The following is a 24,751-nucleotide window of genomic DNA, read 5'->3' as shown; positions in this document are numbered from 1 at the left end:
ATTTTTATTGTGATAGATATAGGATGATCAATGGTCATTAAGCCTAAAATTCGTGGATTTATCTGCACTAACGCGCATCCAGTAGGGTGTGCTGAGCACGTACAAGAACAAATTAATTATGTGAAAGCGCAAGGACCACTAAGCAATGCACCTAAAAATGTATTAGTCATTGGTGCGTCAACAGGTTACGGCCTAGCATCACGTATTACGGCTGCATTTGGTGGCGGCGCAAACACCTTAGGTATCTTCTTCGAAAAAGAAGGGGCAGAACGTAAAACAGGGTCTGCTGGCTGGTACAACACCGCTGCATTCCAAGCCGCTGCGGAAGAAGCTGGTCTGTGGTCTAAAAACATCAATGGCGATGCGTTTTCAAATGAAATCAAGCAAAAAGCAATTGAGACTATCAAAGCAGACTTAGGTAAAGTTGATTTAGTTATCTACAGCTTAGCGTCACCACGTCGTACAGACCCAAATACGGGTGAGACATATTCGTCTACATTAAAGCCAATCGGTTCAGATATCACGACTAAAAACTTAAATACGTCTAAGCGTGTGATTGATGAAGTAACGGTTGAAGCGGCAAGCCAAGAAGACATCGACAATACAATTAAAGTAATGGGCGGTGAAGATTGGGAAATGTGGATTGATGCATTAAAAGAAGCCGATGTACTTGCTGATAACTTCAAAACAACAGCGTATACCTATATTGGTAAAGAGTTAACGTGGCCAATTTACGGTCATGCGACAATTGGTAAAGCAAAAGAAGACCTTGACCGTGCAACGCAAGCGATTAAAGAGTCAACAAAAGACTTAAATGGCGAAGCGTATGTGTCTTCTTTAAATGCTGTGGTAACGCAGGCAAGCTCGGCAATTCCAATTATGCCACTTTATATCTCTGCATTATTCAAAGTAATGAAAGCAGACGGTACGTACGAAGGCACCATTGAGCAAATTCACGCGCTATTTACTGAAAACCTTTACGGCGACACGCCTCGTTTTGATGACGGTGGTCATTTATTCCAAAACTACAAAGAGTTGGAAGACGATGTGCAAGCACGTGTACAACATGTTTGGGATACCGTTGATACAGAAACGATTGACGAATTAACCGATTACGTGGGTTACCATAATGAGTTTTTACGTTTATTCGGTTTTGGTATCGACAGCGTTGATTACGAGCAAGATGTGAATCCTGTTGTTGAAATTTCTCAGTTGATCGATTAATCGATAAAAAACGTTAAATTTATAAAAGTCGCTTTTTTAAGCGACTTTTTTGTTTTTTCTCTAAAATAAAACGGCATCAATAGCACTTTGGTCTATATTGAATTTTATTCAAATGGATTTTGTAGTCTAAATAATCACATCAGTCGTATAAATTTAATATTTGCTCTCGCATAGTCACCCTGATTGATGTTAAAATTCGGGCAATATATGTGAGGAGTTTACTGCGTTGCTTGTTTGGGGTGTTAAACAAGCTGTTCTTCGATACTAAGAATTTGACTTGAGCATATCAAAGAGCGACGTAGTTGGTACGATTTTTCAGTTTCTTTCCGTTAATGTAATGCAAGTGCGTATGATCAACATAAAAAAAGGTCTGGATTTACCGATAGAGGGCGCACCTCAGCAAGTTATTCATGATGGCTCTGCCGTCAAACGTGTAGCTGTGCTAGGTGAAGAATATATTGGTATGCGTCCAACCATGCATGTCCGCGTGGATGACCAAGTCAAAAAAGGCCAGGTACTTTTTGAAGACAAAAAGAACCCAGGCGTATTATTTACTGCACCAGCTTCTGGGGTAGTTAAAGAAATTAATCGTGGTGCTAAACGTGTGCTGCAATCTGTTGTTATTGAAGTTAATGGCAGTGAGCAAATCACCTTTGACTCTTTCAAGGCCGACGAGCTTTCGAGCTTAGACCGTGAAAAAGTGAAAGAAGTACTTGTTCAGTCAGGCCAATGGACAGCACTTCGTGCTCGCCCATTCAGCAGAATAGCTGCGTTGGATGCAAATCCTAGCTCTATTTTTGTAACGGCTATCGACACTAACCCGTTAGCTGCAGATCCTGCAGTTATTATTGCTGAGAATTCTGCAGCATTTGAAGCGGGTTTAGCGGTGGTATCTCGTTTAACTGACGGCAAAGTATTTGTTTGTAAACACGCTGGTAGCCAAGTGCCTAGTTCATCAATCCCTCAAGTAGAAGTACATGAGTTTGGTGGCAAACACCCGGCAGGCCTAGTGGGTACACACATTCATCACTTAGACCCAGTTTCTGCTAGCAAGCAGGTTTGGCACTTAGGTTACCAAGACGTTATTGCCTTTGGTAATTTATTCCTAACAGGTGAAATCTTCACAGATCGTGTTGTTTCGCTTGCAGGTCCTCGTGTTAAAAACCCACGCTTAGTGAAAACTCAGTTAGGTGCTTCTTTAGATGATTTAGTCGCTGGTGAATTAGAAGACGGTGATAACCGTGTTATTTCTGGTTCTGTTTTATCAGGTTCTATTTCACAAGGTCCACATGCGTTCTTAGGTCGTTACCATGTTCAAGTATCTGTATTACTTGAAGGTCGCGAAAAAGAATTGTTTGGTTGGATTGCGCCAGGTTCTGACAAGTTCTCAGTAACACGTACCTTCTTATCTCACCTAACGCCAAGCCGTCTATTCAACATGACGACTTCGACAGGTGGTTCTAAGCGTGCCATGGTTCCAATTGGTAGCTATGAGCGTGTTATGCCTTTAGACATCTTACCTACATTATTACTACGTGACTTAATCGCACGTGATCTTGATAGTGCTATAACGTTAGGTGCTCTAGAGCTTGATGAAGAAGATTTAGCGTTATGTACCTTCGTTTGTCCAGGTAAATACGAGTACGGTTCAATCCTACGCGATTGCTTGACTACGATCGAGAAGGAAGGCTAGAGAGATGGGTTTAAAGAAATTTCTAGAAGATATTGAGCCGCATTTTGAACCGGGTGGTAAACACGAAAAATGGTATGCGCTTTACGAAGCTGCAGCGACTATTTTTTACACGCCTGGTTACGTAAATAAAGGCAAAACACACGTTCGCGATAACATCGACCTAAAACGTATGATGATTTTAGTGTGGATGGCGACGTTCCCTGCTATGTTCTTTGGTATGTTCAACATCGGTCATCAGGCCGCAGGTGCGCTTGCACAAGGTTTTGAACTAGCAAACTCATGGCAAGTTGGTCTGTTCCAATTGTTTGGCGGTGAATTATCTGCTGAATCAGGTTGGGGCGCGAAAATGTTTTACGGTGCCTGCTTCTTCCTACCAATCTACGCGACAACATTTATTGTCGGTGGTTTCTGGGAAGTATTATTTGCTTCAGTGCGTAAGCACGAAGTAAATGAAGGTTTCTTCGTAACGTCTGTATTATTTGCACTAATCCTGCCTGCAACGATTCCACTATGGCAAGTTGCGCTAGGTATTACGTTTGGTGTTGTAATCGCTAAAGAGATCTTTGGTGGTACAGGTCGTAACTTCCTAAACCCTGCGCTTGCTGGTCGTGCGTTCTTATTCTTCGCATACCCTGCACAAATTTCAGGTGACACAGTATGGACAGCAGTAGATTCATTCTCTGGTGCAACTATGCTAGGTCAGGCAGTTGTTGGCTCACTTGATTACAGCAACATGGAACTATGGTGGAATGCATTCTACGGTTTCATTCAAGGTTCTGTTGGTGAAACATCAACACTTGCACTATTAATCGGTGGTTTATTCCTGATTTATGTGCGTATTGCTTCATGGCGTATCGTGCTAGGTGTTTTCCTAGGTATGGTTGCAACGTCATTCTTACTAAACACGGTTGGTTCTGAAACGAACGCTGTATTTGCTATGCCTTGGCACTGGCACTTAGTATTGGGTGGTTTTGCATTTGGTATGTTCTTCATGGCAACAGACCCAGTATCTGCATCATTCACAGACAAAGGTAAGTTCGCTTACGGTGCGTTAATCGGCTTTATGGTTGTAATGATCCGTGTTGTTAACCCGGCATTCCCAGAAGGTATGATGCTAGCAATCTTATTTGCTAACTTATTTGCGCCATTATTCGATCACTTTGTAGTGCAAGCTAATATCAAGCGGAGGTTGGCACGTAATGTCTAGTAATAACGAATCAATCGGCAAAACGCTAACCGTTGTTGTTGCACTATGTTTAGTGTGTGCAATCATCGTATCGTTTGCTTCAGTTCAGCTTCGTCCTTTACAGCAAGCTAACAAAACACAAGATATTCAGCGTAATATCTTAGCGGCTGCAGACATTGAAGTTTCGGGTACTGTTTCAGATACCTTCAACTCAAAAATTGAAGCACGCGTAGTAGACATGAGCACAGGTGAGTTTGTTGAGGGTGTTGATCCTAACTCATTTGATTTCGAGAAATCTAAATTCGACCAAGCGCGTAGCTTTGCGTTGAAAGCAGAAGGAATTAAAGACATCGCGGGTATCCAGCGTATGACGAAAAATTCACCTGTTTATATCTCGAAAAAAGCAGATGGTTCTACAGATGCAATCATTCTTCCTATCCAAGGTTACGGCCTTTGGGGTGTAATGTATGGCTTCTTAGCGCTTGAGAGCGATGGTGAAACTGTTAAGAACATCAATTTCTTCAAGCACAATGAAACGCCTGGTCTTGGTGGTGAGATTCAAAACCCACAATGGACTGCTAAATGGCAAGGTAAAGAGTTACCAATCAATATCATGAAGAGCGGTGCGAGCAATGAACATCAAATCGATGGTCTTTCAGGTGCAACGTTAACTTCAAACGGTGTTGATCATACAGTTGACTTCTGGACTGGCGAGCATGGCTTTGGTCCATTCCTTGCGAAAGTACGTGAAGGAGCGTTGAAATAATGGCTGATACTAAAGAAATGAAGTCGGTCCTATTTGGCCCGGTATTCGCAAATAACCCAATCGCACTTCAAGTACTTGGTATTTGTTCTGCGCTAGCGGTTACATCAAGCTTAAAAAATGCACTAATCATGTCAATCGCATTGACACTTGTAACTGCGTTTTCTAGCTTCTTTATCTCATGTATTCGTAACCAGATCCCATCATCTGTACGTATCATCGTGCAAATGACGATCATTGCGTCACTGGTAATCGTTGTTGACCAAGTTTTACAGGCATTCTCTTACGCAACTGCAAAAGAGCTATCTGTATTCGTTGGTCTAATCATTACTAACTGTATCGTAATGGGTCGTGCGGAAGCATACGCAATGAAATCACCACCACTGATGTCTTTCTTAGACGGTATCGGTAATGGTTTAGGCTACTCAGTCGTGCTATTAACGGTTGGTTTCATCCGTGAGTTATTCGGTAAAGGTTCACTATTCGGTGTTGATATTATCCCACTTGTACAAAATGGTGGCTGGTATCAACCAATGGGTCTATTGATTTTACCACCGAGTGCATTCTTCATTATTGGTTTATTCATTTGGGTACTTCGTACCGTTAAGAAAGACCAAGTAGAAGCAAAAGCGTAAGGGGCGAGCAGTGGAACATTATATTAGTTTATTTGTAAAAGCGGTTTTCATTGAAAACTTAGCTTTAGCCTTCTTCCTAGGTATGTGTACTTTCCTTGCAGTATCAAAGAAAGTAACTACATCAATCGGCCTAGGTGTGGCAGTTATCGTGGTATTGGGTATTTCAGTACCAGTAAATAACTTGGTTTACCACGCTGTTCTTGCACCGGGTGCATTAGAGTGGCTTGGCTACCCAGAAGCAGACCTTAGCTTCTTACGTTTCTTGACATTTATCGGTGTTATTGCAGCACTTGTACAAATTCTTGAAATGGCATTAGATAAGTTCTTCCCTGCACTATACAACGCGTTAGGTATCTTCTTACCTTTGATCACAGTTAACTGTGCAATCTTCGGTGCGGTATCTTTCATGGTTGAGCGTAACTATAACTTCGGCGAGTCTGTTGTTTATGGTATCGGTTCAGGTGTGGGCTGGGCACTAGCAATTACATTACTTGCTGGTATCCGTGAAAAAATGAAGTACTCAGACGTTCCTGATGGCTTACGTGGTTTAGGTATTACTTTCATCACTGTTGGTCTTATGGGTCTTGGCTTTATGTCATTCTCTGGTATTTCACTTTAAGGTAGCGAGGATAAATCATGAATGAGATTTTCTTAGGTGTTGGTGTTTTCATCGCTATCGTTGTACTACTAGTTTTAGTCATCATTGGTGCTAAATCTAAGTTAGTTGCAAGCGGCGATATCATCATCGGTATTAATGGCGACCCAGAAAAAGCTATTAAAACATCTGCAGGTAGCAAGCTATTAGGCGCGCTGTCTGATTCAGGTATTTTCGTATCATCTGCATGTGGTGGCGGTGGCTCATGTGGCCAGTGTCGTGTACACATTAAAGAAGGTGGCGGCGATATCTTACCAACAGAACTTGATCACATCTCTAAAGGTGAAGCCCGTGAAGGCTGCCGTTTAGCGTGTCAGGTTAATGTTAAAAACGACATGGAAATTGAACTTGAAGAGTCAATTTTCGGTGTTAAGAAGTGGGATTGTGAAGTTATCTCAAACGATAACAAAGCAACGTTTATCAAGGAACTTAAGTTACAAATTCCTGATGGCGAATCAGTTCCGTTCCGTGCCGGTGGTTATATTCAAATCGAAGCCCCTGCGCACCACGTTAAATACGCTGACTTCGATATTCCTGAAGAATATCGTGGCGACTGGAACCACTTTGGTTTCTTCGATCTGGAGTCTAAAGTAGACGACGAAACAATTCGTGCTTACTCAATGGCTAACTACCCAGAAGAAGAAGGCATTATTATGCTTAACGTGCGTATCGCTACGCCGCCGCCAAGAGACCTAAGCCTTCCATGTGGTAAAATGTCGTCGTACATTTGGTCACTTAAAGCAGGCGATAAGGTTACTATTTCTGGTCCATTCGGTGAATTCTTCGCGAAAGACACTGATGCAGAAATGGTATTCGTAGGTGGTGGTGCAGGTATGGCACCAATGCGTTCACATATCTTTGACCAACTTAAGCGCTTAAAATCTAAGCGTAAGATGAGTTTCTGGTATGGTGCGCGTTCTAAGCGTGAAATGTTCTATGTTGAAGATTTCGACGGCTTAGCAGCAGAAAATGATAACTTTGTATGGCATACAGCACTGTCTGATCCACAACCAGAAGATAACTGGGAAGGTTACACAGGCTTCATCCATAACGTACTTTATGAAAACTACTTGAAAGATCATGAAGCGCCAGAAGATTGTGAGTTCTACATGTGTGGTCCTCCAATGATGAATGCAGCTGTTATCAACATGCTTAAAGACTTAGGTGTAGAAGACGAAAACATCTTATTAGATGACTTCGGTGGCTAACACCCATACACAAAACAATTAGTTTTGGTTAGAATACAAGCCTCGTAGCACACCGTGTTACGAGGCTTTTTTATTTCTATACCACTGTCGATTGGTATCCAAAAGGTGAGTTGCTATGAATAAAGTGTTTTATCGCCAAGGCTTTGTGGCCTTTTTCCTACTAACTGTTACTTTACTCATGGCTGGTTGCAGCCAAGCAGATAAAGCCCAAGAGCTCTATCTTGAAGGTAAGACCATGGGAACGACATACCACATTAAAGTATTTGCTGAACCTTCTAAGCTAGAAGGGATTGATTTGCACCCTGAAATTAAGCAAGTGCTGAAAGAGGTTAATCAATCTATGTCGACGTATATTCCAGACTCAGAAATTAATCAATTTAATCGCTTGCCTGCAGGGCAGGTTATGCCGATCAGTGATGATTTTCGTCAGGTCGTTGCGGAGTCTATTCGTTTGGGTGAATCTACAAAAACCCTTGATGTGACGATGGGTCCACTAATTGATTTATGGGGCTTTGGTCCAGATAAGAAACCGACTAAACGCCCAAGCGATGAAGCGCTGGCTGATATGGTCGCGAAAATTGGTGTTGATAAGCTTCAGTTAAGCGATGCTGGTCTTCTGAAGACGATGGATGGCTTAGAATTGTCATTTTCAGCAACAGCAAAAGGCTACGGTATTGATAAGGTTGCGCAAGTAATTGAAAGCCATGGCTTAGAAAATTATATGGTCGAAATTGGCGGCGAGCTTCGTGTGTCAGGTATCAAGCCAGATAATATCACCTGGAAAATCGCTATTGAACAACCCGACGCTGAGCCGGGTGTGCGCAAAGTACATAAAGTGATTGAGCCGGGCACGAATGGCATTGCAACGTCGGGTGATTATCGCATTTTCTACGAGATGGATGGGGTAACCTATAGCCACTTAATCGACCCTGTGACGGGTATGCCAAGCCGCCATGATTTGGTGTCTGTTACCGTATTGCACCCTTCGGCAATGACGGCTGATGGTTTAGCAACAGCATTGACGGTAATGGGAATGGAGCGGGCACAAAAATACGCTGAACAACATGACCTGCCAGTGTATTTAATTGCTAAGTCAGACAATGGCTTGGTCACTTATTCTAGTCCTGCCTTTAAACCATATTTGTAGCAGAGCAAGAAGCAGTTTATAATACGTGCAGCCCAGTCGACTGGGCTTGATTTAATTGCTGACGATAGGGGCAAAGCAATGTCACTTTTTCTTCTTACTTTTGGTCTACTTATTTTAATTGTGGCAGCGATGGCTGTGGGCATGATTGTGCAAAAGAAATCAATGGCCAGTAGCTGCGGTGGCTTAGGTGCCGTGGGTATCGATAAAGCCTGTGACTGTGATGATCCATGTGACAAGCGTAAAAAGCGCATGGCAAAAGAACAAGCGTGGAAAGAGAATCAAATTCTGTAACCACACAAAAAAGCGCCTAAAGGGCGCTTTTTTAATGCCCTCGTTAATGCCCGCGCTTTTCTATTCTCGAATAGGCACCTAGTTCAACCCAATTAATTTAGCACCCAAGACTGCATATTGATTTGCATGGTTTGCTGTTAGCAAAAAGGCTGCAGGAGCATGAAGTGTTGGAATCGAGGTGAACACACTTGGACACGTATATATAGGCCATTGTGAGTTATTCGTGAGTTTATGCACCTGACCTGAGAAACAGCTATAGCCTTCTTTTAATAACGCCTTATAAGTGCTGTCAGTCAATGTGATTGGTTTAGTAATAATGTAGCTGTTGCCTATATTAAAGCTCAATTTGCTGGCATCTAATGTCTGGTAACCTTGGCGAATACTACTTATATCGCCGAGTTCTTTGATGGTAGGTAATCTACCCTTATCATTTATGGCAATATCAATCTGGTAGTCACCCATCTCACTGTTTACCATCACATCATCAATGAGTAGGTCGACCCAATTATCTTTCGCATTAAATGGGATTGCATGATACTGCGCTACAGTTGCTTTTTTCCAATCACCCGTTACTAAAGAATCAATCGCCTTTTTATAAAGAACACGGTTAACTTTTCGCGCTACTTGACGGTTTGGATCCTGAGGGTAAGCACCCGATTCAATTAAAATAGTGCGAATCCCTTTTTCAGAAAACGTATCACCAAAACTGCGGTATGAGTAGCTGTCGTTGTATTTGCCTAAGTGGCCGGGGATCATGTTTTCTACCGTGGCTGCTAAATGGGCCGTAAACTGCATCGCTTCTGCGCGCGTGGTATTAACTTCACGTGCTTCATTATAAGCCGGTGCGAGCACTGAGATGGTTGCTTGTTTGCCTTTTTTGCCAGCCCCATAATAGGCATTTTGATCGTGTAAGTTAAAGCCAAAATCAGGCTTAAATTGCGTTGCAGCCGCCATTAAAATTTGCCCTTCTTGGGTGCGCAGAGCTTTCGCATCACGATTAAGATCGATCCCTTGTGCATTGTGACGCGTTTGAATGGCGGCACCATCAGGGTTAACCATAGGAATAATGTGCAGTGTAAGCTTTGTTTGCCACTCTTTTAACCATGCCGCGTTTTCAGGCGCTGTGATAAAGGTTAAAAAATCCATTAGTGCTGCCGTTGCGGTGTTTTCGTCGCCATGCATTTGGCTCCACATCATTACTTTAATAGCGCCAGAGCCAATATCAAGTGCATTTATTGGTTGCCCTTGGTATGAGCTACCTAACTGTTGCAAAGTAATTGCAGGGTGCATAGCGGCTTTTTTTAGTTGGGGTTCTATATCGCTGTAATAAATTGCTGGCTTATCGAATCCATGAACTCTGGTGTCTTCAATGCTGTTTGCAAATGCATGTGAACTGCTAAGTAATAGGGCGGTGGTAAGTGCATACTGGTACATATATAACTCTATTATTCTTAATCGTGTTTTAATAAAGAATATTATATTTTAGCTCTCTTGGCTAATCCTTGTTCAGTAACACAATACAAGTAGATACTGAGTAGGTATGTGTTTAAACGCCATTTTTATGCAATTTTCTTTTTAGGCATTGCTTTTTGCTATATTAAATACTCTAGCTTTTTTAAATGCTTAGCTTCATATTTTGGGTTTGTTTACATTTATTTATCAGTTGAATAAACAATGCTTAACGCAGTGCTGTTAAATTCTACTTGTACCGTACGTTGACTTTGTTATACTCCACATCGAAATTTCAGTAATTACTGAAACTTTATTGATGAAGATCAAGTTGCCGCGCTTAATTATAGGGTAGAGCGTCTACCTTTATTGCGGCCAAAGTTATAAAAAGGCATGTGTTTTGCGAGTAATTAATCCGTCACAAGGTGTTAAACAATCTAGTTTCGCTAGATTGCAATTAGCTGCGCGTGCGTTTTTTGCTGGCAAAGAACTGTTGTCTGTTTTAGCCTTGCTGATCATTAATTCAGCCATGCTAATTAACGGTGCGGTAGAAGATGCACATGAGTTAAGAAGTTTATTAAGCGAAGGTGCTTTGTATGAAACACCGTTACTTAATGTATTGAGCTTTTTAGCTTACCCCGTGGTGTCTTGCCAATTATTAATTGGCTTATGCTGGTTGGTCTTCCATTTCTTTCCTGCGCGTCGTGCAGGTGTCATTTTACGTAAAGCGGCCTTCGCTGCACGTGAAACGATAAAGTCTTTAGTAGTACACAGCGCACATGGCTGTCGTGCTCCTCCTCGTGTAAGTGGTTGTCTGTAAATAAGCTTTGTTGCTTAAGTTCAGCCATTTTAGTCGTTTTCTAAGTTGTCTTTACTAAGCACCTAGTGGGCTTTCTACGTCCAAATTTCAGTCAGCTGACCTAACTATTCCCTCTCTTAACGTGGCGATAAATTGTGCTCGTTATGTGGCTAGGGATATCTGTGGCCGTTCGTTGCTACAGAAAAGCGTCGTGTACTTATCGACAAGTGTTAACTTTTAGGTTGTAGGATATTCCTTTGTCAATTCGTAACCTTTGTAATATTGCTCTAGCGTCTTTAGTGCTGGCTTTGACTGGCTGTGAAGGCGGGGTACTTGATCCAAAAGGTCAAATTGGGGCCGACGAAAAGTATTTAATCATCGTAGCAACGGTATTAATGCTGATTGTTGTAATCCCAGTGATTGCCATGACAATTTATTTTGCATGGAAATACCGTGATGGACGAGACCAAGAAATTTATGCTCCTAAGTGGGCTCACTCTAACAAGATTGAAGCGGTGGTGTGGGCTATTCCTATTATCATCGTGGTTATTTTAGGTGTGATCACCTGGCAGTCAACGCAAGAGCTTGACCCTTATAAACCGCTAGAAGGTAAAGGTGAGCATCTCACTGTTGAAGTGGTGTCTTTAAATTGGAAATGGTTATTTATCTACCCTGAGCAAGGCATTGCGACAGTCAACGAGTTGGTGTTTCCCGCTAACGTGCCTGTTCAATACAAGATTACCTCAGAAAGCACCATGAACTCGTTTTTCATACCTCAGCTTGGTAGCCAAATTTATTCAATGGCAGGCATGGAAACCAAACTGCATCTAATAGCTGATGAACCGGGTACTTTTAAAGGTTTCTCTGCTAACTACAGTGGGGCAGGTTTCACAGGCATGAAGTTTAATGCCATCGCCACGCCAACCCAAGCAGACTTTGATGCATGGGTAAATAAGGTGAAAAATTCAGGGTCTGCACTTACTAAAAAGACCTATGTTGAACTAGCTAAGCCAAGTGAATACGACCCAGTTAAATACTATGCCAGTGTCGACAAAGATATGTTTCATTCAATTGTAATGAAGTATATGCAAGCGCATGGCTCACACGGTGCAATGCAACACGCAATGCCTGAGCACTCTGCTCATAAAGGGCACGGCGAGGACGAGGAATAATCATGTCGTTGTTAGGTAAATTAACATTAGACGCAATCCCGTTTCATGAACCAATTATCATGGTTACCATGACGGTGGTTGCTGTCTTAGGCTTGCTAGTTGCAGGCTTAGTAACAAAATATAAAAAATGGGGCGTGCTTTGGCACGACTGGATCACGTCAATTGATCATAAGCGCTTAGGGGTTATGTACATCATTCTTGCGCTTATTATGTTATTCCGCGGCTTTGCTGATGCCATTATGATGCGATTACAATTAGCAATGGCTACGGGCGGTGCAAGTGGTTACTTACCACCTGAACATTACGACCAAATTTTTACGGCGCATGGGGTGATCATGATCATCTTTATGGCGATGCCGTTCATGATTGGTCTAATGAACATTATTTTGCCACTGCAAATTGGTGCACGTGATGTTGCTTTCCCATTCTTAAATAATTTAAGTTTTTGGCTAACTGCTGGCGGTGCGATATTAATAAATATTTCACTGTTTTTCGGTGAGTTTGCAAAAACAGGCTGGGTTGCCTATCCACCATTATCCGAGTTGTCGTTTAGTCCGGGCGTGGGGGTCGATTATTATATCTGGGCCTTGCAAATATCCGGCTTAGGTACCTTGCTAACGTCGGTTAACTTCTTAGTGACAGTTTTCAAGATGCGTGCACCCGGCATGACCTTAATGAAAATGCCTATTTTTACGTGGGCATGTACGTGGGCAAATATCTTAATTGCAGCCTCGTTCCCAATTTTGACTGCTGTGCTTGCAATGCTGACACTTGACCGTTATCTCGATTTCCACTTTTTCACCAATGAATTAGGTGGTAACGCGATGATGTACATCAACTTATTCTGGGCGTGGGGTCACCCTGAAGTTTACATTCTCATTTTACCTGCGTTTGGTATTTTCTCAGAGGTTATCTCTACTTTTGCTGGTAAACGTTTGTTTGGTTACAAGTCGATGGTTTATGCAAGTGGTGCGATTTCTATTTTAGGTTTCATCGTATGGCTTCACCACTTCTTCACTATGGGGTCAAGTGCGAACGTTAATGCCTTCTTTGGTGTCATGACCATGGTGATTGCAGTGCCGACGGGTGTAAAACTCTTTAATTGGTTATTCACTATGTACCGTGGTCGTTTACGAATCACAGTGCCCGTACTTTGGACTCTGGGTTTCATGGTGACATTCACCATTGGTGGTATGACAGGTGTATTACTTGCAATCCCTGGTGCTGACTATGTATTACACAACAGCTTATTTTTAATTGCTCACTTTCATAACACCATTATTGGTGGTGCAGTGTTCGGTTACTTAGCAGGTTTCGCATTTTGGTTCCCTAAAGCAATGGGATTCAAACTTGACGAGCGCTGGGGCAGAAGATCTTTCTGGTGCTGGTTAATTGGTTTCTTTGTGGCATTCATGCCGTTATACGTGCTTGGTTTCTTAGGTATGACTCGTCGTTTAAACCACACAAATAACCCAGATTGGAACATGTGGTTATACATTGCAGCAGGCGGTGCGGTGATCATCATGTTCGGTATCTTGTTCCAAGTAGTACAACTTGTTGTGAGTTTTAAAAACCGCGAGCAATTAGATGATACAACAGGTGATCCATGGAATGGTCATACGCTTGAATGGGCGTCTGCATCACCTCCGCAGTACTACAACTTTGCAAAAATTCCCCATGTTGATGACATTGATGCATGGACTGACATGAAAGAAAAAGGCTTAGCTTACAAACAAGAAGCATCTTATAGCCCAATTCACATGCCAAAAAATACGCCAGCGGGTGTATTGATGAGCGGTGCATTAACAACGTTCTGTTTTGCCATGATTTGGCATATATGGTGGCTTGCAGCCTTTGGTTTACTGGGTGCTATCGCGATATTTATTAAACGTTGTTACACAACTGATGTTGATTATTACGTGCAACCAGATGAAATTGTTGAACTTGAAACGGCGCACAATACCGCCGCGACTAAAGGGGTGAATGCATGAGTACTATCACTGCAGATTTAAACACCTTAAGTAATGCTCAAGGTCATGTTGAAGCACATGATAGTGAGCATCACGACACAGGTGGCAACACGGTATTCGGTTTTTGGCTTTACTTAATGACCGACTGCTTATTATTTGCTTCTTTCTTTGCAACTTATGCCGTGCTGTTTATGAACACAGCCGGCGGCGTGTCAGGCAAAGACATTTTTGAACTTGATTTTGTCGCGGTTGAAACCGCGGCACTCCTACTAAGTAGTATTACATTTGGCTTTGCGATGATTTCTGCACATTCGCAGAAAAAGGCAGCAACATTAACTTGGTTACTTGTCACTTTTGCTTTTGGTGCTGTGTTTATTGGTATGGAAGTGTATGAGTTTCATCACCTAATTGCGCACGGTAATGGCCCGCAACACAGTGCCTTTTTAACGTCGTTTTTCTCTTTAGTCGGTTTACATGGTCTGCATGTAACAGCGGGTTTAATTTGGATGACAATCATGATGATCGAAGTTGTTCGTCGTGGTTTAAACCCGCAAACAGTGACACGCTTAAGTTGTTTAAGTTTGTTCTGGCACTTTTTAGATGTGGTGTGGATCTGTGTGTTTACCGTTGTTTATTTAATGGGAGCAATGTAATGAGTCACAGTGAATCGCATATCATTAATAACTTAGAAGTACACGCACACGACACACAATCACATGGCAGTATGAAAGACTATTTTATTGGCTTTGTGTTGTCAGTGATTTTAACGGCTATTCCATTTTGGGCTGTGATGAGTGGGTCGTTTTCAAAACCAGCCACCGTCTGGTGCATTGTGACGATGGCGGTTGTGCAAATTTGGGTGCATTTAAAGTACTTCTTGCATTTAAGCTTTAAAACTGAAGACGGCAAAGCCAGCTCATTGTCATTTATCTTCAGCGCCATAATTATCGTGATGGTGGTTGGTTTGTCGGTGTGGATCATCTACGAATCGAACGCCATGATGATGTATTAAATAACAATTATTTTTATGTAATTGATATAAAGATTTACGAAAGGAGCTGGTTAGTTTGAGATTGTGTCTCCAGTTCTTACAGTCTGTTATTAGCTAGTTTCTTTCGTAATTTTGCGTTTGTGCAGAATATTAGAGGAGTCGAGGAAGTGTTTCGACGTTATTTAAATGTCACTAAACCTGGCATTATCATGGGCAATTTAATCTCTGTTGCGGGGGGATTCTTGCTAGCCTCTCGTGGCGATGTTGACCCATGGTTAATGGTCGCAACTTTGCTTGGGTTATCTTTAGTTGTGGCATCTGGATGCGCTATCAATAATGTGATTGATCGTGATATTGATGTTGCAATGGCGCGCACTCGCAAACGCGTCACAGTCACTGGCGAAATGTCAGCAAAGGCCGCTATGGCACATGGCATCGTGCTGGGTGTTTTTGGTTTCACATTATTAGCCGTCTATACCAACGTGGTGGCACTCTTATTTGCTACGTTTGGTTACGTCATTTACGTCGGTGTATACAGCTTATATATGAAACGTCGTTCTGTGTATGGCACCTTTGTCGGTAGTTTATCGGGCGCAGTTCCACCTGTGGTGGGCTATTGTGCGGTAACGGGACAGTTTGATGCCGGTGCTGTGATTTTATTGGTAATGTTTAGTTTATGGCAAATGCCTCATTCATATGCAATTGCAATCTTTCGTTATAACGACTACCAAGCGGCCAGAATTCCCGTGTTACCCGTAGCGCAAGGGATCGAAAAGGCAAAGCATCACATTGTTTTATATATCGCCGTGTATGCGTTGGTTGTGATGTTATTAACCATTAGTGGTTATACAGGTTTAGCTTTCATGGCTGTAGCTTGTACAACGAGTTTTTGGTGGTTGCTTATGGCGCTCAGAGGTTATCGTCGCAATATTGATGTAAGCGGTTGGGCGCGCCAAGTGTTTGCTTTTTCGATAGTAAATATTACGGTTTTGAGCATAGCGATGGCTTTAGATTACCACTCAGTAGCTCCTCAGCTACTGGTTTTAACTTAGAAAAAAGTTGCTAACATATCCCAATGTTACAGTAGCAAAGGCCCGGTTTTTTCTCCACCGGGCCTTTTTTCGTTTCGTTAGTTAAAAAACGAGTTAGACCAATTTTTTAACTAATCTCTCACTATCTTTCGTGTGACTACAAGTGGTATCACTAAAACTGTGCAGCTTGCTCAACCACAATGCCATGACGAGCGGCTAAGCGGCGATGATCTTTATCATAGCCACCACCAATGACCGTTGCGACAGGCACATTATGTTCAAGGCAACGCTTAAGGACTAAATGGTCGCGTTGTTCAATACCTTGCCAGCTTATATCTAATTTTCCTAGGCCATCTTGCTGCCATACATCAACGCCTGCATCGTAAAGTACTAAATCTGGATTAAGGGTTTTTAGTAAGTAACTTACCGTATCATCAACGATGGCAATGTACTCTTTATCGCTAACACCCGGGTTTAAGCCAATATCGAGATCACTGGCTGATTTGCGAAATGGAAAGTTCTTCTCACAATGAATCGAACACGTATACGCATAGGGTTGATGGGTGAGCATGGCTGCAGTGCCATCTCCTTGATGAACATCTAAGTCAAAAATCAGCACATTGGTCACTTCGCCGCTCTTTATCAGTGTTTCACTGGTGAACGCTAAATCGTTTACCATGCAATAACCCGAACCAAAATCATAATGGGCATGATGAGTGCCGCCAGCTAAGTGGCAGGCAAGCCCATGTTTTAAAGCGAGGCGTGCGGTTTGTAAGGTGCCAAGTGGGGCTGTGAATGTTCGTGCCATCAATTGTTCAGACCAAGGTAAACCAATTCGGCGCATGGCTTTTTCATCCAAGCGGTTATGCCACAGGTCATTAATGTAGTCATCGCAATGCACCAGCTCCAGTGGTGCGGGGCTGCCTAATACCGGCTGTACTAAATTATCACTGATCAGGCCAAGGCTATGAACATGGTCATATAAATAAGCAAATTTACTCATTACAAAGCGATGGTTAGGATCGAAGCTAAAGGAATAATTAGGGTGATATACCAAGGGTAAGTGGGGGTTTAAGTACATAACTCATTTAATAACGGGATTTGCTACAGCATAGCGAATTTATTCGCCGTTGTTTACTCTGGCATGTGAATTAAGTGTGCTAACTCACGATGTAATAGGCCTTCATCGCCTAAATTCAGCTCAATCAGGCGCTTCAAATGACTGATACTGTCGATATCAATATGTTCGCAAATAAGTCCAGCATGCTGCTGTTCTACATGGCACAACTCGACTTGCATTTTAATCTCTACAGTTGAGTCGGGTAGGGTAAACGATAAAACGGCTTTACTGTGGATAGGAACTAAAAATGAATCGCTTTTGGTTATAAGCGCACCATGCAAGGATAAATCAAGCAGTTGACATTGATACTTATACTCATCAATACAAAGCGTTGCAGGGCAAGAAAATAATACCCGAGAAAACTGTCTACGCTCATTCATGGTGTGATCCCCAAGTCATTGTCGTTTCATTAACTTAATTCGCTAAAATCAGTATAGTTCAATATGCAAGGTGTGAGTGAAACGATTGCTGGTAAACCTTATCGGCCACAAAAAAGCCCCAAGAAGGGGCTTTTGAATAAGACGGTAAATTAACCAATCTTTTTATATTTAATACGCTTAGGCTGTGCGGCTTCTGCGCCTAAGGTTTTCTTCAACCACTCTTCGTATTCTGTGTAGTTACCATCGAAGAAGTTAATTTGGCCTTCGTCACGGTAATCAAGAATATGTGTAGCGATACGGTCAAGGAACCAACGGTCATGCGAGATACACATTACACAACCTGGGAACTCTAGAATTGCGTTCTCAAGTGCACGAAGTGTTTCAACATCAAGATCGTTAGTCGGCTCATCCAGTAGTAATACGTTACCACCCGCTTTTAATAGTTTTGCAAGGTGTAAACGGTTGCGCTCACCGCCTGATAAGTCTTTAACGAATTTTTGTTGGTCGTTACCCTTGAAGTTAAAGCGACCAACATAGGCGCGGCTTTGGAATTCAAAGTTACCAATTTTTAATACGTCTTGACCGTTAGAGATCTCTTGGAAAACGGTGTTGCTTTCATCCATGTCGCCACGGAACTGATCAACGGTAGCAAGCTCAACAGTTTCACCCACAAGGATTTCACCACTGTCTGGCTTTTCTTCACCGCTTAACATTTTGAATAAGGTTGATTTACCCGCACCATTGGCACCGATAATACCTACGATTGCACCTTTTGGCATAGCAAAGTTTAAGTCGTCGATTAAAACACGATCGCCAAAGCTCTTCTTAAGACCTTTTACTTCAATAACTTGGTCGCCTAAGCGTGGACCCGGTGGAATGAATAGCTCATTCGTTTCGTTACGTTTTTGGTAATCGTTCTGTTGTAGCTCAGAGAACTGTGCCATACGCGCTTTAGACTTAGCTTGGCGGCCTTTCGGGTTTGAACGAACCCATTCAAGTTCTTGTGCAATTGACTTTTGACGAGCTTTTTCAGATTTTTGTTCTTGTTGTAAACGTAAATCTTTTTGCTCAAGCCATGATGAGTAGTTACCTTCCCACGGAATACCTTCACCACGGTCAAGTTCTAAAATCCACCCAGCAACGTTATCTAAGAAGTAACGGTCGTGGGTTACAGCGACCACAGTACCTTCGTAGTCGTGTAAGAAACGCTCTAACCATGCCACAGACTCTGCGTCTAAGTGGTTGGTTGGTTCGTCAAGAATCAGCATATCTGGTTTTTCAAGCAGTAAACGACAGATGGCAACACGGCGACGCTCACCACCCGAAAGGTGTTCAATTTTAGCATCCCACGGTGGTAAACGAAGAGCATCTGCTGCGCGCTCTAATACGTTATCGATATTGTGACCGTCGTGTGCTTGGATAATTGCTTCAAGCTCGCCTTGCTCTTTTGCAAGTGCATCAAAGTCAGCATCTTCCATAGCATACTCGTTGTATACTTCATCAAGACGGTTTAGCGCATTTTTAACTTCGCTTACGGCTTCTTCAACGGTTTCGCGTACTGTTTTGTTTTCGTCTAAAACAGGCTCTTGCGGTAAGTAACCTATTTTTGTGCCAGGTTGTGGACGAGCTTCACCTTCAAAGTCTTGGTCAACACCTGCCATAATGCGAAGTAACGTCGATTTACCTGCGCCATTTAGACCAAGCACACCAATTTTTGCGCCCGGGAAAAAGTGTAAAGAGATATCTTTTAAGATAGTGCGCTTAGGCGGCACAACTTTAGAAACTCGACTCATCGAGAATATAAACTTATCTGGTAACACCATGAAAAGAGCCTTCAATTTATAAGAAAAATTAACAGCCACTATTGTATACCCAAACCACCTCAAAATACAGAATTCAACGTTTATCAGGGGCTTAATATCATGGTACTGCTTTGCAAAAATAGCGCATGCATTTAAGGAGCATAAATGCAGAGTAAGCGCTTTTAAGCATTGCACAAAGGCTTAAAAGTCATTTTTACAGCGGTGTTGGCTTAAACACAGTAACAAGCCACTTTTTGAGATGCATGCTCTTTCATCGTGATTAAACACAACCGTCATTCGTAGAGGCACTGCTTTTGGCAATTTAAGGGCCTGCGCATCAACGAAACTGGCTTCCTAAGAGATTGCTTTAGTACAAATAAAAAAATCATTTGGACATCTAAACATCTAGAGGTTGAAATTTCTAACTATCCGTTCATAATTAGCAGTCTAATAAGTATGCTCGGAGCCCACTATGCCCATTACAGTCAAAGATGAATTGCCCGCAATTGTAAAACTACGTCAAGAGAACGTATTTGTAATGCCTAAAAGTCGTGCGAAAACGCAAGAAATTCGTCCAATGCGTTTGGCCATCTTAAACTTAATGCCGAATAAAGTGGAAACCGAAGTGCAGTTTATTCGGTTGTTGGCTAATTCACCGTTGCAAGTAAATGTTGAGCTGCTGCGTTTAGACACCCACCGAAGTAGCAGTACCTCAGAGCAACACCTCGATACGTTTTATCGTTACTTTTCTGAAGTAAAAGACAATAACTACGATGCCATGATCATCACAGGCGCGCCGCTTGCACATTTAGAGTATGACGACGTTGCTTACTGGGATGAGCTAAAAGTGATTTTAGACTGGGCTGAGCACCACGTTACGTCAACATTATTTTCATGTTGGGCGGCTCACGCAGGGCTTTATCATCACTATGGTTTAAAACGAGAGTTAATGCCTAATAAGCTCAGTGGCGTGTTTACGCACAAAAGTTATTTTGAGCATGCCGCGTTAACGCGCGGTTTTGATGATACCTTTTTAGTTCCGCACTCGCGCTATGGCCACATTGATATTGAAAAAATTAACAGCTGTGATGATTTAGTAGTATTAGCAGGGTCTGAGCGTGTTGGGGCGTATTTAATTAAGAATAAATCAGGCAGCCAAGTATATATAACGGGCCATCCTGAGTATGATGCGCATACATTAAAAGGGGAATATTTACGCGACTGCGAAAAGTCAGACGATGCGCCAAAACCAGAAAACTATTTCCCTGACGATAACCCAGATAACGAACCGTCGAAAACATGGCAAAGTCACGCCTTTTTATTGTTTTCGAATTGGTTAAACTACTACGTGTACCAAACAACACCGTATGATATTAACCTAGTTAGCCAAGACGTAAGGACTAACAACTATGCCGAGTAATGCAGTGAATAAACGCGAACAATTAACCGAGGCGCTCAAGCAGCGAATTTTGATCCTCGATGGCGCGATGGGCACCATGATCCAAGAACATAAATTAGAAGAACAAGACTATCGCGGTGAGCGTTTTAAAGACTGGCATGTCCTTATTAAAGGCAATAATGATTTATTAAGCCTTACTCAGCCAAAGATTATTGCTGATATTCACCGCGCATACCTTAATGCAGGTGCCGACATTATCGAAACCAATACGTTTAATGCCACCACTATTTCGATGGAAGATTACGACATGGCGAATTTAAGCCGTGAGATCAACCTAGAATCAGCCAAGCTTGCTCGCAGTGTCTGCGATGAATTTGAAGCAAAAGATCCAAGTAAACCTCGTTATGTGGCGGGGGTATTAGGGCCAACGTCAAAAACTTGTTCTATTTCGCCTGATGTCAATGACCCCGGTTATCGTAACATTAGCTTTGATAAGTTGGTGACAGCATACGTTGAATCAACCTTGGCACTGATGGAAGGGGGAGTTGATTTAATCTTAATCGAGACCATATTCGATACCTTAAATGCAAAAGCGGCCTCGTTCGCAGTAGAAGAAGCCTTTGAGCAAGCAGGACGCACGTTGCCTGTCATGATCTCAGGCACCATTACTGATGCCTCAGGGCGAACTTTATCGGGGCAAACGACCGAAGCTTTTTATAATTCGATTCGTCATATTAAGCCGTTATCTATTGGTCTTAACTGCGCACTGGGTCCGGATTTATTACGCCAATATGTCGAAGAGTTATCACGCGTTTGTGAAACTTTTACCTCGGTTCACCCTAATGCAGGTTTACCCAATGAGTTTGGTGAGTACGATTTAGAAGCACCTGAAATGGCAGAAGAAATAATCGATTGGGGCAAGTCAGGCTTTATTAATATTGTGGGTGGTTGCTGTGGTACAACCCCTGCACACATTAAAGCCTTTGCCAAAGGCCTTGCAGGAGTTAAGCCTCGTCCATTGCCTGAGCTTGAAGTGCGTATGCGCTTATCGGGCCTTGAAGCGTGTAACTTAAACTAAGGTAGCCGAAATGACACAACAAATAGCAGTATTTACTAACGTCGGCGAACGTACCAATGTGACCGGTTCAGCCATGTTCAAGCGTTTGATCATGGAAGAAGATTACGAAACCGCCCTTAATGTTGCCCGTGAACAAGTCGAAAATGGTGCACAGATCATTGATATCAACATGGATGAAGCCATGTTGGATTCAAAAGCCGCGATGGTGAAGTTTCTGAACTTGATTGCCTCTGAGCCAGATATTTCTAAAGTACCGATCATGATCGACTCATCAAAATGGGAAGTCATTGAAGCCGGCTTAAAATGTATTCAAGGCAAGGCGATTGTAAACTCAATTTCACTGAAAGAAGGTGAAGAGCCCTTTATTCGTCAGGCAAAGTTAATTAAACGTTTTGGTGCTGCCGCAGTCGTCATGGCGTTTGACACCGACGGACAAGCAGAAACCGCAGATCGTAAATTTGAAATTTGTGAGCGGAGTTACCGTATTCTAGTGGACGAGATTGGTTTTCCACCAGAAGACATTATCTTCGATCCGAATATATTTGCAGTAGCAACTGGGATTGAAGAGCACGACAACTATGCTGTTGAATTTATTGAAGGCACGCGCCGAATAAAGCAAAACCTACCGTACTGTAAAGTGTCGGGCGGGGTGTCAAACGTGTCGTTCTCGTTTCGTGGTAACAACCCCGTACGTGAAGCGATCCACTCAGTATTTTTATACCATGCCATTAAAGCGGGCATGGATATGGGGATTGTGAATGCAGGCCAGTTGGCTGTGTATGATGATATTCCGGCTGAGCTTAGAAAAGCCGTTGAAGACGTTATACTGAATACCGACCCCGGTGCGGGTGAGCGCCTTGTAGAGCTGGCTCCAAAATACTCAGGGATGGCGCAAGCTGAGCGAGTTGAAGATTTAGAGTGGCGTACATGGCCCGTTGAAAAGCGCCTAGAACATGCGCTTGTAAAAGGCATTACTGAGTATATCGACGAAGACACTGAAGAGTGCCGAGCTGCAGCTGATAAGCCTATTCATGTGATTGAAGGCCCGCTGATGGATGGCATGAATGTGGTGGGTGATTTATTTGGTGCAGGTAAAATGTTCTTACCGCAGGTGGTTAAATCGGCGCGCGTAATGAAACGCGCAGTGGCTTACCTAGACCCCTTTATCGAAGCAGAAAAAGAAGAAGGTGCCACGAACGGAAAAGTGGTTATGGCGACCGTTAAAGGCGATGTACACGACATTGGTAAAAACATTGTTGGCGTAGTACTGCAATGTAATAACTACGACGTGATCGATTTAGGTGTGATGGTGCCTGCGGAAAAAATTCTACAAACCGCGATTGACGAAAAAGCCGATATCATCGGTTTATCAGGCCTTATTACGCCGTCATTAGATGAAATGGTGCATGTTGCTAAAGAAATGACCCGTCGTGGTTTCGACTTACCCTTATTAATAGGGGGTGCTACTACTTCGAAAGCCCATACCGCAGTGAAAATTGAGCCACAGTACGATAAAGGTGTGGTGTATGTAAATAATGCCAGTCGTGCTGTTGGTGTGGTCTCTAACCTATTGTCTAAAGAGTTAAAACCTGCGTTTTTAGAAAAAACCAAAGCGGAGTACGAAAAAGTACGTGAACAGCAATCGCGTAAAAAACCACGCTCGAAGCCTGTCACCATTCAACGTGCTCGCGATAATGCCGCACAACTTGACTGGGATAACTACACCCCACCCGTGCCTAAAAAGCTCGGAGTGACAGAGTTTAAAAATGTCTCGATTGCCACGTTAAGACAGTACATCGATTGGACACCGTATTTCATGACATGGTCAATCGCAGGGAAGTATCCGCGTATTCTTAACGATGAAATTGTGGGTGAGCAAGCGCAAAGCTTATTTGCTGATGCCAATGCGATGCTCGACGATTTAGAGCAGTCAGGTGCGCTTCAACCACTGGGCGTGATAGGTTTATTCCCGGCAAACCGAGTGGGTGATGACATTGAAATTTACACCGATGAAACGCGTACAGACGTGTTAACAACCTCGTGCCATCTGCGTCAGCAAACAGAAAAAACCGATTTTGCGAATTATTGTTTAGCGGATTACATCGCACCCAAAGGAACCCCCGACTACTTTGGTGCCTTTGCCGTAACGGGAGGGCTTGAAGAAGACGACCTTGCTGATGCCTTCGATGCGAAACAAGATGACTATAACAAAATTATGGTTAAAGCCGTTGCAGACCGTTTAGCAGAGGCTTTTGCGGAATATTTGCATGAGCAGGTACGTAAAGAGTATTGGGGCTATGCAAGCGATGAAAACTTATCGAATGATGAGCTTATTCGCGAAAATTACCAAGGTATTCGTCCCGCACCGGGTTACCCTGCGTGCCCTGAGCACACAGAGAAAAAGAAAATCTGGCAGCTACTCGATACTGAAAATCGCATAGGTATGAAGTTGACGAGCTCTTACGCAATGTGGCCGGGAGCGGCGGTGTCTGGTTGGTATTTTTCTCACCCGGATTCTAAATACTATGCCGTGGCGCAGATTCAAAAAGATCAGGTTGAAGACTACGCTAAGCGCACCAACATGACGCTTGAAGAAGCAGAGCGCTGGTTATCGCCTAATTTAGGCTATGAGCCAGAGTAAAAAGCAATAACGTGCTATTCAAAAGCACCGTAAGTACTTAACTTACGGTGCTTTTTTGTTTTTATTTAAGGTAAATTGCATTTCTACCTCCGTTAAAACGCGCTTTAAAATCATACT

Annotated in this window: 22 protein-coding genes; 18 read left to right on the top strand and 4 right to left on the bottom strand. The window is 42.8% G+C overall.

From position 1 onward, the window contains the following. Positions 1-30 precede the first annotated feature (30 nt). The 9 genes from fabV to nqrM all read left to right on the top strand — a co-directional run bounded on the left by fabV (position 31) and on the right by nqrM (position 8,802). Positions 31-1,224, top strand: a complete 1,194-nt coding sequence (gene fabV / locus JIG41_RS17390; protein ID WP_065978656.1) for an enoyl-ACP reductase FabV — start codon at positions 31-33, stop codon at positions 1,222-1,224. 349 nt (positions 1,225-1,573) lie between these two features. Further along, entirely contained in the window at positions 1,574-2,917 is a 1,344-nt protein-coding gene (locus JIG41_RS17385) for a Na(+)-translocating NADH-quinone reductase subunit A (RefSeq protein ID WP_036969071.1), read from the top strand. A 4-nt stretch (positions 2,918-2,921) separates the two neighbouring features. Further along, positions 2,922-4,124 carry an NADH:ubiquinone reductase (Na(+)-transporting) subunit B gene (locus JIG41_RS17380; protein ID WP_036966483.1) on the top strand — a complete coding sequence of 401 codons (1,203 nt, stop codon included), beginning with the start codon at positions 2,922-2,924 and terminating at the stop codon, positions 4,122-4,124. Continuing rightward, positions 4,117-4,869 (top strand): Na(+)-translocating NADH-quinone reductase subunit C, encoded by a 753-nt coding sequence (locus JIG41_RS17375; RefSeq protein ID WP_036966485.1) that lies wholly within the window; start codon positions 4,117-4,119, stop codon positions 4,867-4,869. The genes JIG41_RS17380 and JIG41_RS17375 overlap by 8 nt, the downstream gene beginning before the upstream one ends. Next, positions 4,869-5,501 carry an NADH:ubiquinone reductase (Na(+)-transporting) subunit D gene (locus JIG41_RS17370; RefSeq protein ID WP_036966488.1) on the top strand — a complete coding sequence of 211 codons (633 nt, stop codon included), beginning with the start codon at positions 4,869-4,871 and terminating at the stop codon, positions 5,499-5,501. Before JIG41_RS17375 ends, JIG41_RS17370 begins: the two co-directional genes overlap by 1 nt. A 10-nt stretch (positions 5,502-5,511) precedes the next feature. Further along, positions 5,512-6,120 (top strand): NADH:ubiquinone reductase (Na(+)-transporting) subunit E, encoded by a 609-nt coding sequence (gene nqrE / locus JIG41_RS17365; protein ID WP_016708692.1) that lies wholly within the window; start codon positions 5,512-5,514, stop codon positions 6,118-6,120. Between the two features lie 17 nt (positions 6,121-6,137). Continuing rightward, on the top strand, positions 6,138-7,364 hold the full coding sequence (nqrF, locus tag JIG41_RS17360; RefSeq protein ID WP_036966491.1) for an NADH:ubiquinone reductase (Na(+)-transporting) subunit F: 1,227 nt from the start codon (positions 6,138-6,140) through the stop codon (positions 7,362-7,364). Positions 7,365-7,479: 115 nt separating this feature from the next. Next, on the top strand, positions 7,480-8,511 hold the full coding sequence (locus tag JIG41_RS17355; protein ID WP_065978655.1) for an FAD:protein FMN transferase: 1,032 nt from the start codon (positions 7,480-7,482) through the stop codon (positions 8,509-8,511). A gap of 78 nt (positions 8,512-8,589) precedes the next feature. Then, positions 8,590-8,802: a (Na+)-NQR maturation NqrM gene (nqrM, locus tag JIG41_RS17350; protein ID WP_036966498.1), complete on the top strand. Its 213-nt coding sequence runs from the start codon at positions 8,590-8,592 to the stop codon at positions 8,800-8,802. 78 nt (positions 8,803-8,880) lie between these two features. Here nqrM and JIG41_RS17345 read toward each other — a convergent pair whose 3' ends face one another. Beyond that, positions 8,881-10,236: a M14 family zinc carboxypeptidase gene (locus JIG41_RS17345; RefSeq protein WP_199525164.1), complete on the bottom strand. Its 1,356-nt coding sequence runs from the start codon at positions 10,234-10,236 to the stop codon at positions 8,881-8,883. Positions 10,237-10,651: 415 nt separating this feature from the next. Between JIG41_RS17345 and JIG41_RS17340 the strand changes: the two genes are divergently transcribed. The 6 genes from JIG41_RS17340 (at position 10,652) to cyoE (ending at position 16,235) form a co-directional block, all read left to right on the top strand. Next, a complete protein-coding gene (locus tag JIG41_RS17340) occupies positions 10,652-11,071 on the top strand; it encodes a hypothetical protein (protein ID WP_036966501.1) in 420 nt (139 codons plus the stop codon). 236 nt (positions 11,072-11,307) lie between these two features. Next, a complete protein-coding gene (gene cyoA, locus JIG41_RS17335) occupies positions 11,308-12,222 on the top strand; it encodes a ubiquinol oxidase subunit II (RefSeq protein WP_065978653.1) in 915 nt (304 codons plus the stop codon). Between the two features lie 2 nt (positions 12,223-12,224). Further along, complete coding sequence (gene cyoB, locus JIG41_RS17330) at positions 12,225-14,213, top strand: cytochrome o ubiquinol oxidase subunit I (protein ID WP_036966505.1); 1,989 nt, start codon at positions 12,225-12,227, stop codon at positions 14,211-14,213. After that, entirely contained in the window at positions 14,210-14,845 is a 636-nt protein-coding gene (gene cyoC / locus JIG41_RS17325) for a cytochrome o ubiquinol oxidase subunit III (RefSeq protein ID WP_036966507.1), read from the top strand. The genes cyoB and cyoC overlap by 4 nt, the downstream gene beginning before the upstream one ends. After that, positions 14,845-15,204 (top strand): cytochrome o ubiquinol oxidase subunit IV, encoded by a 360-nt coding sequence (gene cyoD, locus JIG41_RS17320; RefSeq protein WP_036966510.1) that lies wholly within the window; start codon positions 14,845-14,847, stop codon positions 15,202-15,204. The genes cyoC and cyoD overlap by 1 nt, the downstream gene beginning before the upstream one ends. Positions 15,205-15,350: 146 nt before the next feature. After that, the gene (gene cyoE / locus JIG41_RS17315) at positions 15,351-16,235 is read left to right on the top strand and encodes a heme o synthase (protein WP_036966514.1); all 885 of its coding nucleotides are present in this window, start codon (positions 15,351-15,353) and stop codon (positions 16,233-16,235) included. Positions 16,236-16,386: 151 nt separating this feature from the next. Here the strand turns inward: cyoE and JIG41_RS17310 are convergent, their stop codons facing one another. The 3 genes from JIG41_RS17310 to ettA all read right to left on the bottom strand — a co-directional run bounded on the left by JIG41_RS17310 (position 16,387) and on the right by ettA (position 19,537). Beyond that, positions 16,387-17,295 (bottom strand): histone deacetylase, encoded by a 909-nt coding sequence (locus JIG41_RS17310; protein ID WP_199525163.1) that lies wholly within the window; start codon positions 17,293-17,295, stop codon positions 16,387-16,389. Between the two features lie 53 nt (positions 17,296-17,348). After that, positions 17,349-17,714 (bottom strand): PilZ domain-containing protein, encoded by a 366-nt coding sequence (locus JIG41_RS17305; RefSeq protein WP_075594436.1) that lies wholly within the window; start codon positions 17,712-17,714, stop codon positions 17,349-17,351. A gap of 149 nt (positions 17,715-17,863) precedes the next feature. Continuing rightward, positions 17,864-19,537: an energy-dependent translational throttle protein EttA gene (gene ettA, locus JIG41_RS17300; protein WP_036966523.1), complete on the bottom strand. Its 1,674-nt coding sequence runs from the start codon at positions 19,535-19,537 to the stop codon at positions 17,864-17,866. Between the two features lie 451 nt (positions 19,538-19,988). Here ettA and metA point away from each other — a divergent pair, with 451 nt between their 5' ends. Genes metA through metH form a run of 3 tightly spaced genes read left to right on the top strand, consistent with a single transcriptional unit; the run spans position 19,989 to position 24,634 of the window. Next, the gene (gene metA / locus JIG41_RS17295; protein WP_036966526.1) at positions 19,989-20,936 is read left to right on the top strand and encodes a homoserine O-succinyltransferase; all 948 of its coding nucleotides are present in this window, start codon (positions 19,989-19,991) and stop codon (positions 20,934-20,936) included. Continuing rightward, the gene (locus JIG41_RS17290; RefSeq protein WP_065978650.1) at positions 20,926-21,993 is read left to right on the top strand and encodes a homocysteine S-methyltransferase family protein; all 1,068 of its coding nucleotides are present in this window, start codon (positions 20,926-20,928) and stop codon (positions 21,991-21,993) included. The genes metA and JIG41_RS17290 overlap by 11 nt, the downstream gene beginning before the upstream one ends. A gap of 10 nt (positions 21,994-22,003) precedes the next feature. Further along, the gene (gene metH / locus JIG41_RS17285; RefSeq protein ID WP_036966532.1) at positions 22,004-24,634 is read left to right on the top strand and encodes a methionine synthase; all 2,631 of its coding nucleotides are present in this window, start codon (positions 22,004-22,006) and stop codon (positions 24,632-24,634) included. Positions 24,635-24,751: the final 117 nt, after the last annotated feature.

The sequence above is a fragment of the Pseudoalteromonas sp. bablab_jr011 genome (genome assembly GCF_016464045.1).
In the GTDB taxonomy this organism is placed as follows: Bacteria; Pseudomonadota; Gammaproteobacteria; order Enterobacterales; family Alteromonadaceae; genus Pseudoalteromonas; species Pseudoalteromonas lipolytica.
Note: the sequence above shows the minus strand (reverse complement) of the source record. Positions and strands in the feature narration are given on the sequence as shown.